Origin of the sequence: Pseudomonas jessenii (assembly GCF_002236115.1) — a bacterium.
Lineage (GTDB): Bacteria > Pseudomonadota > Gammaproteobacteria > Pseudomonadales > Pseudomonadaceae > Aquipseudomonas > Aquipseudomonas jessenii.
The window spans coordinates 507,777-520,557 of sequence record NZ_NIWT01000004.1; the positions used below are offsets into that span (position 1 = coordinate 507,777).

Here is a 12,781-nt window from a genome sequence, read left to right on the forward strand (position 1 = left end):
ATCAGGCCGAAACGCGAGGGATGGTGTCATCACTGCGCAGGGTGAAGATCTCGTAACCGGTTTCGGTCACCAGCAGGGTGTGTTCCCACTGTGCCGAGAGCTTGCGGTCCTTGGTGATCGCGGTCCAGCCGTCGCCCAGTACCTTGGTGTCGGCGCGGCCCTGGTTGATCATCGGCTCGATGGTGAAGGTCATGCCGGCCTTGAGTTCCATGCCGGTGCCGGCGCGGCCGTAGTGCAGGATCTGCGGCTCCTCGTGGAACACCTTGCCGATACCATGGCCGCAGAATTCGCGAACCACCGAGAAGCCGTTCTTTTCCGCATGCTTCTGGATAATTTCGCCGATGTCGCCCAGGCGGCAGCCGGGTTTGACGATCTCGATCGCCTTGTACATGCATTCCTGGGTCACCTGGGACAGGCGCTCGGCCCAGACAGGTACGTTGCCGACGTGGAACATCCGGCTGGTATCACCGTGGAAACCGTCCTTGATGACGGTGACGTCGATGTTCAGGGTGTCGCCATCTTTGAGCGGCTTGTCGTTTGGAATGCCATGGCAGACCACATGGTTGATCGACGTGCAGATCGACTTTGGATAGCCCTTGTAATTGAGCGGGGCCGGGATGGCTTTCTGCTCATTGACGATGTAGTCGTGGCAGATCTGGTTCAGTTGATCGGTGGTAACGCCCGGCTTGACGTATTCGGCAATCATTTCCAGCACATCGGCGGCCAGTTTGCCGGCGATACGCATTTTGGCGATATCCTCGGGAGTTTTGAGGGTGACGGTCATACAGGCTCTCTCTGCGCCAGGCGGCGCTTTCTAAACGGAAGGGGCAATGCGCGATCGAACTTCGCGGCCCTGAAAAATACGATTCTACCAGACGATCAACGCAAATCTGCGGCCGTGTGCATCGCTTCTCTCTATAGAATGGTGCATTCTTGGCGGATTCCAAGGGGTGGAACAAAACGCTCGCCAGGATTTCAGAATCCGGGTTCCGTTTTGTCCTGTCTTGTGATATAAAATGCGCCGCTTTCCGGGGATGTCCCGGGAAGCCTAAATCCACACACGTGTCGACACGATGACCTGGGTGCCTTCAGCTGATGCTGCTGGTTGGTCATTGGGATACGTGGAGGCCAAACCCGACTTATTAAGGAACTATCATGTCCCAAGTCAACATGCGCGATATGCTGAAGGCCGGTGTGCACTTCGGTCACCAGACCCGTTACTGGAACCCGAAAATGGGCAAGTACATTTTCGGTGCGCGTAACAAGATCCACATCATCAACCTTGAAAAAACCCTGCCAATGTTCAACGAAGCTCTGACTTTCGTAGAGCGTCTGGCCCAGGGCAAAAACAAGATTCTGTTCGTCGGCACCAAGCGTTCCGCTGGCAAGATCGTTGCTGAAGAAGCAGCACGTTGCGGTTCGCCGTACGTCGATCACCGCTGGTTGGGCGGCATGCTGACCAACTTCAAGACCATCCGTGCTTCCATCAAGCGTCTGCGTGACCTTGAAGTACAAGCCGAAGACGGTACTTTCGCCAAGCTGACCAAGAAAGAAGCGCTGATGCGCACTCGTGACCTGGAAAAGCTGGATCGTTCCCTGGGTGGTATCAAGGATATGGGCGGTCTGCCAGACGCTCTGTTCGTTATCGACGTTGATCACGAGCGCATCGCGATCACCGAAGCCAACAAGCTGGGCATCCCGGTTATCGGCGTAGTCGATACCAACAGCAGCCCGGAAGGCGTTGACTACATCATCCCAGGCAACGATGACGCAATCCGCGCTATCCAGTTGTACATGGGTTCGATGGCTGACGCTGTCATCCGCGGTCGCAACAATGTTGCCGGCGGCACCGAAGTTTTCGTTGAAGAAGCTCCGGTAGCAGCAGCTGAGTAATTGACGCCTTGGCGTTGACTCAGTAAGCAAAAAGGGGGCTTGGCCCCCTTTTTGCCACCTCGAAAACCATTTGTCGGCGCCCACTGCTCTATCTGTAACGTGCGGCAGCTAACAAGGGTGGTTCGGGAAGAATTGATCGCCCGTTCGATCGGGTGGAATGGTTGAAAACCTATCCAAGAGGATTTTGAAATGGCAGAGATTACTGCAGCGTTGGTCAAAGAACTGCGCGAGCGTACTGGCGAAGGCATGATGGACTGCAAAAAGGCCTTGACCAAGGCTGGCGGCGACATCGAGAAAGCCATTGATGACATGCGTGCTTCGGGCGCCATCAAGGCTGCCAAGAAAGCCGGCAACGTTGCCGCTGAAGGCGCTATCGCCATCAAGGCTGACGACAAGGCAGCCGTGCTGCTGGAAGTTAACTCGCAGACCGACTTCCTGGCCCTGCAAGACGACTTCAAGAACTTCGTTGCTGCCTGCGTAGAAAAAGCCTTCGACGAAAAACTGACCGACGCAGCTCCGCTGATCGCCGCTCAGGAATCGGCTCGTGAAGCTCTGGTCGCCAAAGTAGGCGAGAACGTCAATATTCGTCGCCTGGTACGCGTAGAGGGCGACGTTGTCGGCACCTACCTGCACGGTAACAAGATCGGTGTTGCTGTTGTTCTCAAGGGCGGCGATGTTCAGCTGGCCAAAGAGATCGCCATGCACGTGGCGGCAAGCAACCCTGAGTTCCTGCTGCCATCGCAGGTTTCGCCAGAAGCCATCGAGCGCGAGAAGGGCGTTTTCCTGACCCTGAACGAAGACAAGATGAAAGGCAAGCCAGCTGAAATCGTCGAGAAGATGATCGCCGGCCGTATCACCAAGTTCCTGGCTGAAGCCAGCCTGGTAGAGCAAGCTTTTGTGATGAACCCGGAAGTCACCGTTGGTGCCCTGGCCAAGAAAGCCGGCGCTGAAATCGTTTCCTTCACTTACTTCAAAGTAGGCGAAGGCATCGAGAAGCCAGTGGACAACTTCGCAGAAGAAGTTGCTGCCCAGCTGGCTGCCGCCAAGCAATAAGACGGTTTTTTAACTGTCGCCCAGAAGAGGCTGCCCGCTCACGCGCGCAGCCTCTTTTCAGATGGGGTATCAATTTTTATTTGGTTTCCCTTTGGAACTGGCTTACAAAGCCATGTTCCGATGGCGCTGAAGCAGTGCCAAGCTAGAGTGAGCGTCAGCTGTAAAACAGCTCGCAAAGAATTTTTTTTTAAATACGCCGCAGGAGAGATTCGCAATGGCTCAGCAGGGCAGTGGTTATCAGGCTCGCTATAAACGCATTCTACTCAAGCTTAGCGGCGAGGCCCTGATGGGCTCGGAAGAGTTCGGGATCGATCCGAAAGTTCTGGATCGCATGGCATTGGAAGTTGGCCAGCTGGTCGGCATCGGCGTTCAGGTTGGTCTGGTTATCGGTGGTGGCAACCTGTTCCGCGGTGAAGCGCTGAGCAAGGCTGGCATGGACCGGGTCACCGGCGACCACATGGGCATGCTGGCCACTGTGATGAACGCCCTGGCGATGCGCGACGCCCTTGAGCGCGCCAACATCTCGGCCATCGTGATGTCCGCTATTTCCATGGTTGGCGTGACCGATCACTACGATCGTCGCAAGGCCATGCGTCACCTGAATTCCAAGGACGTGGTGATTTTCGCGGCCGGTACCGGCAACCCGTTCTTTACGACGGATTCGGCAGCCTGTCTGCGTGCAATCGAAATCGATGCCGATGTCGTGCTCAAGGCGACCAAGGTCGATGGTGTCTACACCGCTGACCCGTTCAAAGACCCGCATGCCGAGAAGTTCGATCATCTGACTTATGATGAAGTGCTGGATCGCAAGCTGGGTGTGATGGATCTGACGGCCATTTGCCTGTGCCGCGACCACAAGATGCCACTACGCGTATTTAACATGAACAAGCCCGGCGCCCTGCTGAATATCGTACACGGCGGCGCTGAAGGGACCCTGATCGAGGAAGGCGAACAATGATCAACGAAATCAAGAAAGACGCTAAAGAGCGCATGCAGAAGTCTGTGGAGTCCCTGTCGCACAACTTCGGCCGCATCCGTACCGGCCAGGCGCACCCGAGCATCCTGGAAGGCGTGATGGTGCCGTACTACGGCGCTGACACCCCGATCAAGCAAGTGGCCAACATCACCGTCAAGGACGCCCGCACCCTGCAAGTCGTTGCCTTCGAGCGCAACATGCTCGGCGCAGTCGACAAGGCTATCGGCAGTGCAGGTCTGAACTTGAACCCGACCAACCTCGGCGAGCTGCTGCTGATCAGCATGCCGGCCCTGACCGAAGAAACCCGCCGCGGTTTCACCAAGCAGGCCCGTGACGTGGCTGAAGACGCTCGTGTTGCCGTGCGCAACATCCGTCGCGATGCCAACAGCTCGTTGAAAGACCTGGTCAAAGAAAAAGAGATCAGCGAAGACGAAGAGCGTCGCGCCACTGGCGAGATCGACGACCTGACCAAGAAATTCGTGGCTGAAATCGACGCGAAGCTGGCAGAGAAAGAAAAAGACCTGATGGCCGTATAAGGGTCGCGTTTTCATGGAAAAGACTAAGCAGACTGCACCGTCCGCGGTGCCGCGCCATGTCGCGATCATCATGGATGGTAACAATCGCTGGGCGAAAAAACGCTTTATGCCAGGTGTCGCCGGGCATAAAGCGGGCGTGGATGCGGTACGTGCAGTCATTGAAGTCTGCGCCGAGGCCAAGGTCGAAGTGCTGACCCTGTTCGCCTTCTCCAGCGAGAACTGGCAACGTCCGGCCGATGAGGTCAGCGCTTTGATGGATCTGTTCTTCAAGGCGCTGCGTCGTGAGGCCAAGCGCCTCAACGACAACAACATCAGCCTGCGCATCATTGGTGACCGCTCGCGTTTTCATCCTGAGCTGCAGGCTGCCATGCGTGAAGCCGAGGCCATGACGGTTGGTGCCAATCGTTTTGTTCTGCAGATCGCCGCCAATTACGGCGGTCAGTGGGATATCGCGCAAGCTGCGCAACGACTGGCGCGAGAAGTTCAGGCCGGGCACTTGCGTCCGGAAGACATCACGCCTGATCTGCTGCAGACCTGCCTGGTCACGGGCGATCTGCCGTTGCCGGACCTGTGCATCCGCACCGGTGGCGAGCACCGCATCAGCAACTTCCTGCTCTGGCAACTGGCCTATGCCGAGTTGTATTTCTCCGACCTGTTCTGGCCGGACTTCAAACACGATGCCATGCGCAATGCGCTGGCCGATTTTGCTTCCCGCCAGCGCCGCTTCGGTAAAACGAGCGAGCAGGTCGAGGCTGGAGCCCGGGTTTAATGCTTAAACAACGAATCATCACCGCACTGATCCTGCTGCCGATTGCCTTGTGCGGATTCTTTCTGCTTGAAGGTTCCGGTTTTGCACTGTTCATCGGGCTGGTCGTGACCCTTGGTGCCTGGGAATGGGCGCGTCTGGCGGGTTTTGCCACTCAAGCGTACCGCGTTGGCTATGCCGCTGTGGTCGCTCTGGTGCTGTTCCTCATGTACATCCTGCCCGGCCTCGCGCCTTGGGTATTGGGCGCTTCAGTGCTGTGGTGGGCAGTGGCGACGTATCTGGTGCTGACCTATCCGCGCTCGAGCGAGCAATGGTCCAGTGCGGCGACCAAGTTGGTGATCGGCCTGTTGATTCTGCTGCCGGCCTGGCAAGGTCTGGTGCAGATCAAGCAATACCCGTTGGGTAACTGGCTGATCATGGCGGTGATGGTGTTGGTCTGGGGTGCCGATATTGGCGCCTACTTCTCCGGTCGCGCTTTCGGCAAACGCAAGCTCGCACCACAGGTCAGTCCGGGCAAAAGCTGGGAGGGCGTGTACGGTGGTCTCGCGCTGAGCCTGGTGATTACCACAATCGTTGGTCTGGTACGCGACTGGACGGTGGCGGAGCTGCTCAAAGGGTTGATCGGTGCCGCGCTGATCGTGTTCATTTCGGTGGTGGGTGATCTCACTGAAAGCATGTTCAAGCGTCAGTCCGGGATCAAGGACAGCAGTAATCTGCTTCCGGGTCACGGCGGCGTGCTGGATCGTATCGACAGCCTGACGGCAGCGATTCCGGTGTTTGCGGTGCTGCTGTGGATGGCTGCACCATGAGCCGCCCGCAACAGATTACCGTTCTGGGGGCGACCGGCTCGATTGGCCTGAGCACGCTCGACGTCATCGCTCGTCACCCTGATCGATATCAGGTCTTTGCCTTGACTGGCTTCACCCGCTTGAGTGAATTGCTGGCGCTCTGCGTGCGCCATGTCCCGCGATTTGCCGTGGTGCCTGAGATCGCAGCTGCCCGCACCCTGCAAGATGATTTGCGCGCGGCGGGTCTCTCGACCCGTGTTCTGGTGGGTGAGGAAGGTTTGTGTCAGGTCGCTTCCGATCCGGAAGTCGATACGGTCATGGCGGCCATCGTCGGTGCGGCGGGTTTGCGCCCGACACTGGCGGCGGTGGAGACCGGCAAGAAAATTCTGCTGGCCAATAAAGAGGCGCTGGTCATGTCCGGCGCGCTGTTCATGCAGGCCGTGCGCAAGAGCGGTTCGGTGTTGCTGCCGATCGATAGCGAGCACAACGCCATTTTCCAGTGCATGCCGCTCGATTATGCCCGTGGCCTTGAGGTGGTTGGCGTACGTCGGATTCTGCTGACGGCTTCCGGCGGTCCGTTTCGACAGACGCCCATGGCGGAGCTGGCGAATGTTTCTCCCGATCAGGCGTGTGCTCATCCGAACTGGTCCATGGGGCGAAAAATCTCCGTCGACTCGGCCAGCATGATGAACAAGGGGCTTGAGTTGATCGAAGCCTGCTGGCTGTTCGATGCCAAGCCTTCGCAGGTGGAGGTGGTGATTCACCCGCAAAGTGTGATCCATTCGCTGGTCGACTACGTCGATGGTTCTGTTCTGGCACAGCTGGGTAATCCGGACATGCGCACGCCCATCGCCAATGCCCTGGCCTGGCCGGAGCGGATTGACTCGGGTGTGGCGCCGCTGGACCTGTTTGCCATTGCGCGGCTGGACTTCCAGGCGCCCGATGAAGAACGTTTTCCGTGCCTGCGTCTGGCTCGTCAGGCGGCCGAAGCGGGTAACAGCGCGCCAGCCATGCTCAATGCGGCGAACGAAGTGGCGGTAGCGGCATTTCTCGACGAACGGGTTCGTTACCCGGAAATCGCGAGTATCATCGAGGAAGTACTGAATCTGGAGCCCGTAGTGGCGGTGGATGATCTCGATGCAGTGTTCACGGCAGACGCGAAGGCCCGATTGCTGGCCGGACAATGGTTGAGCCGTCACGGGCGGTAAATGCTGCGGATAGTTGGCCCAGGCAGCAGCGGATAGGAATGCGGAGAAAGTAGATGAGCGCGCTCTATATGATTGTCGGCACCCTGGTCGCTCTGGGTGTGCTGGTTACCTTCCACGAGTTCGGCCATTTTTGGGTCGCGCGTCGCTGTGGGGTCAAAGTGCTGCGTTTCTCCGTAGGCTTCGGCATGCCTTTGCTGCGTTGGCACGACAAGCAGGGCACCGAATTTGTCGTCGCCGCCATCCCGTTGGGCGGCTACGTCAAAATGCTCGACGAGCGCGAAGGTGAAGTACCGCTCGATCAGCTTGATCAATCCTTCAATCGTAAATCCGTTCGTCAGCGCATTGCCATCGTAGCGGCGGGGCCGATTGCCAACTTCCTGCTGGCATTTACGTTCTTCTGGGTATTGGCAATGCTCGGCAGCGAGCAGGTGCGTCCGGTCATCGGCGCTGTCGAGTCCGGGAGTATCGCGGCCAAGGCAGGTTTGAGCCCTGGCCAGGAAATCGTGGCCATTGATGGTGAGGCGACTTCCGGCTGGGCAGCGGTGAACCTGCAACTGGTGCGTCGCCTGGGCGAAAGCGGTTCGTTGCAGATAGTGGTGCACGAACAGGGTTCCACGGCCGACTCTCCTCGTGAACTTGTGCTGGACAAGTGGCTCAAAGGGGCTGACGAGCCCGACCCTATCCATTCTTTGGGGATTCGTCCATGGCGTCCGGCATTGCCGCCTGTCCTGGCCGAGCTCGATCCAAAGGGGCCGGCCAAGGCTGCCGGCCTGAAGACCGGTGACCGGTTGGTCGCGCTCGATGGTCGTACGCTCGATGACTGGCAGCAGGTTGTCGATACCGTCCGTATGCATCCTGATACCAAAATCATGCTGCGGGTTGAGCGCGACGGTGCTCAGATCGACGTCCCGGTAACACTTGCCGCTCGCGGCGAGAGCAAGTCACCCAGCGGTTATTTGGGGGCAGGGGTGAAAGCGATCGACTGGCCGCCGGAGATGATCCGCGAGGTCAGCTACGGGCCATTGGCAGCAATTGGCGAGGGGGCTCGACGCACCTGGACCATGAGCGTGCTGACCCTCGATTCACTGAAGAAAATGTTGTTCGGCGAGCTCTCGGTAAAAAACTTGAGTGGACCGATAACCATTGCTAAAGTGGCGGGCGCTTCGGCCCAGTCGGGTGTTGCTGATTTCCTGAATTTCCTTGCTTATCTGAGTATTAGCTTGGGCGTTCTGAATTTGTTGCCCATTCCGGTACTGGATGGGGGGCATTTGTTGTTTTATCTGATCGAGTGGGTGCGTGGTCGTCCCTTGTCAGATCGGGTGCAAGGTTGGGGGATACAGATCGGTATCAGTTTGGTGATCGGGGTGATGTTGCTTGCTCTGGTTAATGATCTGGGTCGACTGTAACGCTTCGCTGAATTGCGAATCTGCCGCATTTTGCGGCAGTTTGTTTATTGCCAGTTGGAATAAGAAAGGACTTCATGAAACGTCTGCTGCTAACTGCGGTTCTCACCGTATTGATGATCGCCGAAGTTCACGCCGAGTCCTTCACTATCTCTGATATTCGCGTCAATGGCCTCCAGCGGGTCTCCGCGGGTAGCGTCTTTGGTGCTTTGCCGTTGAACGTCGGTGAACAGGCGGATGATCGTCGCCTGGTGGAATCCACTCGTGCGTTGTTCAAAACCGGTTTCTTTCAAGATATCCAGCTGGGCCGCGATGGCAACGTCCTGGTCATCACGGTAGTCGAGCGCCCGTCGGTCGCCAGTATCGAGATCGAAGGCAACAAGGCGATCTCTACCGAAGACCTGATGAAAGGCCTCAAGCAATCCGGTCTGGCCGAAGGCGAGATCTTCCAGCGTGCCACCCTCGAAGGTGTGCGTAACGAGCTGCAACGTCAGTACGTCGCCCAGGGTCGCTACTCGGCTACCGTCGACACCGAAGTGGTGCCGCAGCCGCGTAACCGCGTCGGCCTGAAGGTCAACATCAACGAAGGCACCGTTGCGGCTATCCAGCACATCAACGTGGTGGGCAACACGGTCTTCCCTGACGAAGACCTGATCGACCTGTTCGAACTCAAGACCACCAACTGGTTGTCGTTCTTCAAGAACGACGACAAGTACGCCCGTGAAAAGCTGTCCGGTGACCTGGAGCGCCTGCGTTCCTACTATCTGGACCGTGGCTACATCAACATGGATATCGCTTCGACTCAGGTCTCCATTACGCCAGACAAGAAACACGTCTACATCACCGTCAACGTCAACGAAGGCGAGAAGTACACCGTTCGTGACGTCAAGCTCAGCGGTGACCTGAAAGTCCCTGAAGACCAGATCAAGTCCCTGTTGCTGGTGCAAAAAGGCCAGGTGTTCTCGCGCAAGCTGATGACCACCACCTCCGAACTGATCACCCGTCGCCTGGGTAACGAGGGTTACACCTTCGCCAACGTCAACGGTGTGCCTCAACCGCACGACGAAGATCACACCGTAGACATCCTGTTCGCGGTCGATCCGGGCAAGCGTGCCTACGTGAACCGCATCAACTTCCGTGGCAACACCAAGTCCGAAGACGAAGTGCTGCGTCGTGAAATGCGTCAGATGGAAGGCGGCTGGGCTTCCACTTACCTGATCGACCAATCCAAGACCCGTCTTGAACGTCTGGGCTTCTTCAAGGAAGTCAACGTTGAGACTCCGGCCGTGCCGGGTGTCGATGACCAGGTGGACGTCAACTACAGCGTTGAAGAACAAGCCTCCGGTTCGATTACCGCCAGCGTCGGTTTCGCCCAGAGCGCCGGTCTGATCCTCGGTGGTTCGATCACCCAGAACAACTTCCTGGGTACCGGTAACAAGGTCAGCGTCGGCTTGACCAAAAGCGAATACCAGACCCGCTATAACTTCGGCTTTGTCGACCCCTACTGGACCGCCGATGGCGTGAGCCTGGGTTACAACGCGTTCTACCGTACGACTGACTATGACGAGCTCGATACTGACATCGCCAGCTACGCCGTAGACAGCCTGGGTGCAGGCGTGAGCGTTGGCTACCCGATCAGCGAGACTTCGCGTCTGACCTTTGGCCTGACAGCTCAGCAGGACGAGATCAAGACAGGTGTGTACACCGTTGACGAGATCTTCGACTTCGTTAACAAGGAAGGCGACAAGTACCTGAACTTCAAGGCTTCGGCCGGTTGGTCCGAGTCCACCCTGAACAAGGGTGTGCTCGCTACCCGTGGCCATTCCCAGAGCCTGGTGCTGGAATCCACGATTCCAGGCAGCGACCTGTCGTTCTTCAAGCTCGACTACCGTGGCCAGTTGTTCCAGCCATTGAGCGAGAACTACACCATGCGCCTGCACACCGAGCTGGGTTATGGCGATGGCTACGGGTCGACGGATGGCTTGCCATTCTATGAAAACTACTATGCTGGTGGTTTCAACTCGGTTCGTGGCTTCAAGGACAGCACCCTGGGGCCTCGCAGTACACCAAGTACCGGCAAGAACCCTGGTACAGCGGTCGACCCGGACCAGGATCCGCTGCCGTTCGGTGGTAACGTCCTGATCCAGGGTGGTGTGGAGGTTCTGTTCCCGCTGCCGTTCATCAAGGATCAACGCTCCCTGCGGACCTCGGTATTCTGGGATGTGGGTAACGTGTTCGATTCATCTTGCTCGGATACCACAAACGCGGATGGCTCGAAGTCCAACACCAAGTGCAACGATATCAGTCTGAGCAACATGGCCAGTTCCGTCGGTGTGGGTGTGACCTGGGTCACCGCACTGGGTCCTCTGAGTTTCGCCTTGGCCATGCCAGTCAAGAAACCGGATGACGCTGAAACTCAAGTGTTCCAATTCTCTCTCGGCCAGACGTTCTAAGCGTCTGACCCAAGATAACGACAATGAATTTTGTAGGGGTGCATCGTGCGTAAGTTGACTCAATTGGTTCTCCTGGCCAGCGTACTGGTCGCTGGTCCGGCGTTCGCCGACATGAAAATTGCTGTTCTGAACTATCAGATGGCTCTGCTGGAGTCCGATGCGGCCAAGAAATACGCCGTGGATGCCGAGAAGAAGTTCGGTCCTCAGCTGACGAAGCTCAAGACGCTGGAAAGCAGCGCCAAGGGCATTCAGGACCGTCTGATGGCCGGTGGCGACAAAATGCAGCAGGGCGAGCGCGAGCGTCTGGAGCTTGAATTCAAGCAAAAGGCCCGTGACTTCCAGTTCCAGTCCAAGGAGCTGAACGAAGCCAAAGCCGTTGCCGACCGTGAAATGCTGAAGCAGCTCAAGCCGAAACTGGACAGCGCTGTGGAAGAAGTCATCAAGAAAGGTGCTTTTGACCTGGTCTTCGAGCGTGGCGCAGTGATTGATGTCAAGCCTCAGTACGACATCACTCGCCAGGTTATCGAGCGCATGAATCAGCTGAAGTAACTATGACAGCGACTATAAAGCTCGGCCAATTGGCCGAGTTCCTCGGCGCCACGCTACGTGGCGACCCGGAGAAAGAAATTACTGGGCTAGCCACTTTGCAAGAGGCTGGCCCAGCTCAGTTGAGCTTTCTCGCAAACCCTCAATACCGTAAGTACCTGGCAGATAGTCAGGCCGCAGCTCTGTTACTGAAGGCTGCTGATGCTGAAGGTTTTGCCGGTAATGCGCTGATGGTGCCTGATCCGTATCTGGCCTACGCGCGCGTTTCCCACCTGTTCGATCCAAAGCCGAAAGCGGCTGCCGGCATTCACCCGACAGCCGTTGTGGCCGAGGACGCGGTGGTTGACCCGGCTGCGAGTATTGGTGCCTTTGCGGTGATCGAAAGCGCGGCACGTATTGCTGCGGGTGTGACCATCGGTGCGCATTGCTTCATCGGTGCCCGTTGCGAAATTGGCGAAGGCGGCTGGCTGGCCCCGCGGGTCACGCTGTACCACGACGTGCGCATCGGCAAGCGTGTGGTCATTCAGTCAGGTGCCGTGCTTGGTGGCGAAGGTTTCGGTTTTGCCAATGAGAAAGGTGTCTGGCAGAAAATTGCCCAGATCGGTGGTGTGTTGGTCGGTGACGATGTGGAGATTGGTGTGAATACCGCTATCGACCGCGGCGCATTGGCCGATACCGTTCTCGGTAATGGTGTGAAGCTCGACAACCAGATCCAGATCGCCCACAACGTTCAGGTCGGTGATCACACCGCCATGGCCGCCTGCGTCGGGATCTCCGGCAGCACCAAAATCGGCAAGCATTGCATGCTCGCTGGCGGTGTAGGGCTGGTGGGGCATATCGAAATTTGCGACAACGTTTTCATCACCGGGATGACCATGGTGACCCACTCGATTACCGAAAAGGGTTCCTATTCTTCCGGAACGGCAATGCAGCCAGCAGCCGAATGGCGCAAAAGCGCGGCTCGCATCCGTCAGCTCGATGACATCGCGCGGCGCCTGCGACAGCTGGAAAAGCGTGTAGGGGAAGTGACCCCTGACGGTAATGCTTCATCAGATGGCTGATACCATTTCCATATCAAGTGTGCACAGCCGTTAGACTGCTTGCTTGATTTGCTAGAGGGGCGTGTGTCAGTCGCGCGCTCCCAATCTTTACATAGGCT

At 57.4% G+C, this 12,781-nt stretch carries 12 protein-coding genes; 11 read left to right on the forward strand and 1 reads right to left on the reverse strand.

Annotation, left to right across the window (positions count from 1 at the left end; genetic code table 11):
- Position 1 precedes the first annotated feature (1 nt).
- Entirely contained in the window at positions 2-784 is a 783-nt protein-coding gene (gene map / locus PSJE_RS15375; RefSeq protein ID WP_057716174.1) for a type I methionyl aminopeptidase, read from the reverse strand.
- Between the two features lie 371 nt (positions 785-1,155).
- Between map and rpsB the strand changes: the two genes are divergently transcribed.
- From rpsB to lpxD, 11 genes are all read left to right on the forward strand, one after another.
- Positions 1,156-1,893 (forward strand): 30S ribosomal protein S2, encoded by a 738-nt coding sequence (rpsB, locus tag PSJE_RS15380; RefSeq protein ID WP_007978390.1) that lies wholly within the window; start codon positions 1,156-1,158, stop codon positions 1,891-1,893.
- 189 nt (positions 1,894-2,082) lie between these two features.
- A complete protein-coding gene (tsf, locus tag PSJE_RS15385) occupies positions 2,083-2,946 on the forward strand; it encodes a translation elongation factor Ts (RefSeq protein ID WP_008052779.1) in 864 nt (287 codons plus the stop codon).
- A gap of 214 nt (positions 2,947-3,160) precedes the next feature.
- Positions 3,161-3,904, forward strand: a complete 744-nt coding sequence (gene pyrH / locus PSJE_RS15390; RefSeq protein WP_008000043.1) for a UMP kinase — start codon at positions 3,161-3,163, stop codon at positions 3,902-3,904.
- Positions 3,901-4,458, forward strand: coding sequence for a ribosome recycling factor (gene frr / locus PSJE_RS15395; RefSeq protein ID WP_008019552.1), 558 nt, complete (start codon positions 3,901-3,903; stop codon positions 4,456-4,458). The genes pyrH and frr overlap by 4 nt, the downstream gene beginning before the upstream one ends.
- 13 nt (positions 4,459-4,471) lie before the next feature.
- A complete protein-coding gene (gene uppS, locus PSJE_RS15400; protein WP_057716173.1) occupies positions 4,472-5,227 on the forward strand; it encodes a polyprenyl diphosphate synthase in 756 nt (251 codons plus the stop codon).
- Positions 5,227-6,033, forward strand: a complete 807-nt coding sequence (locus PSJE_RS15405; protein WP_090453384.1) for a phosphatidate cytidylyltransferase — start codon at positions 5,227-5,229, stop codon at positions 6,031-6,033. The genes uppS and PSJE_RS15405 overlap by 1 nt, the downstream gene beginning before the upstream one ends.
- Positions 6,030-7,220 (forward strand): 1-deoxy-D-xylulose-5-phosphate reductoisomerase, encoded by a 1,191-nt coding sequence (gene ispC, locus PSJE_RS15410; RefSeq protein WP_057716171.1) that lies wholly within the window; start codon positions 6,030-6,032, stop codon positions 7,218-7,220. The genes PSJE_RS15405 and ispC overlap by 4 nt, the downstream gene beginning before the upstream one ends.
- Before the next feature lie 53 nt (positions 7,221-7,273).
- The gene (rseP, locus tag PSJE_RS15415) at positions 7,274-8,626 is read left to right on the forward strand and encodes a sigma E protease regulator RseP (protein ID WP_090453386.1); all 1,353 of its coding nucleotides are present in this window, start codon (positions 7,274-7,276) and stop codon (positions 8,624-8,626) included.
- Between the two features lie 74 nt (positions 8,627-8,700).
- A complete protein-coding gene (gene bamA / locus PSJE_RS15420; RefSeq protein WP_057716169.1) occupies positions 8,701-11,076 on the forward strand; it encodes an outer membrane protein assembly factor BamA in 2,376 nt (791 codons plus the stop codon).
- 45 nt (positions 11,077-11,121) lie between these two features.
- Entirely contained in the window at positions 11,122-11,625 is a 504-nt protein-coding gene (locus PSJE_RS15425; RefSeq protein WP_007990260.1) for an OmpH/Skp family outer membrane protein, read from the forward strand.
- A 2-nt stretch (positions 11,626-11,627) separates the two neighbouring features.
- Positions 11,628-12,683 carry a UDP-3-O-(3-hydroxymyristoyl)glucosamine N-acyltransferase gene (gene lpxD / locus PSJE_RS15430; RefSeq protein WP_090453388.1) on the forward strand — a complete coding sequence of 352 codons (1,056 nt, stop codon included), beginning with the start codon at positions 11,628-11,630 and terminating at the stop codon, positions 12,681-12,683.
- The last annotated feature ends 98 nt before the right edge of the window (positions 12,684-12,781 follow it).

Excerpts from the sequence above, each read along its gene's own strand:
- map (WP_057716174.1), bottom strand. The coding sequence starts at position 784 with ATGACCGTCACCCTCAAAACTCCCGAGGATATCGCCAAAATGCGTATC.
- rpsB (WP_007978390.1), top strand. The coding sequence starts at position 1,156 with ATGTCCCAAGTCAACATGCGCGATATGCTGAAGGCCGGTGTGCACTTC.
- tsf (WP_008052779.1), top strand. The coding sequence starts at position 2,083 with ATGGCAGAGATTACTGCAGCGTTGGTCAAAGAACTGCGCGAGCGTACT.
- pyrH (WP_008000043.1), top strand. The coding sequence starts at position 3,161 with ATGGCTCAGCAGGGCAGTGGTTATCAGGCTCGCTATAAACGCATTCTA.
- frr (WP_008019552.1), top strand. The coding sequence starts at position 3,901 with ATGATCAACGAAATCAAGAAAGACGCTAAAGAGCGCATGCAGAAGTCT.
- uppS (WP_057716173.1), top strand. The coding sequence starts at position 4,472 with ATGGAAAAGACTAAGCAGACTGCACCGTCCGCGGTGCCGCGCCATGTC.
- PSJE_RS15405 (WP_090453384.1), top strand. The coding sequence starts at position 5,227 with ATGCTTAAACAACGAATCATCACCGCACTGATCCTGCTGCCGATTGCC.
- ispC (WP_057716171.1), top strand. The coding sequence starts at position 6,030 with ATGAGCCGCCCGCAACAGATTACCGTTCTGGGGGCGACCGGCTCGATT.
- rseP (WP_090453386.1), top strand. The coding sequence starts at position 7,274 with ATGAGCGCGCTCTATATGATTGTCGGCACCCTGGTCGCTCTGGGTGTG.
- bamA (WP_057716169.1), top strand. The coding sequence starts at position 8,701 with ATGAAACGTCTGCTGCTAACTGCGGTTCTCACCGTATTGATGATCGCC.
- lpxD (WP_090453388.1), top strand. The coding sequence starts at position 11,628 with ATGACAGCGACTATAAAGCTCGGCCAATTGGCCGAGTTCCTCGGCGCC.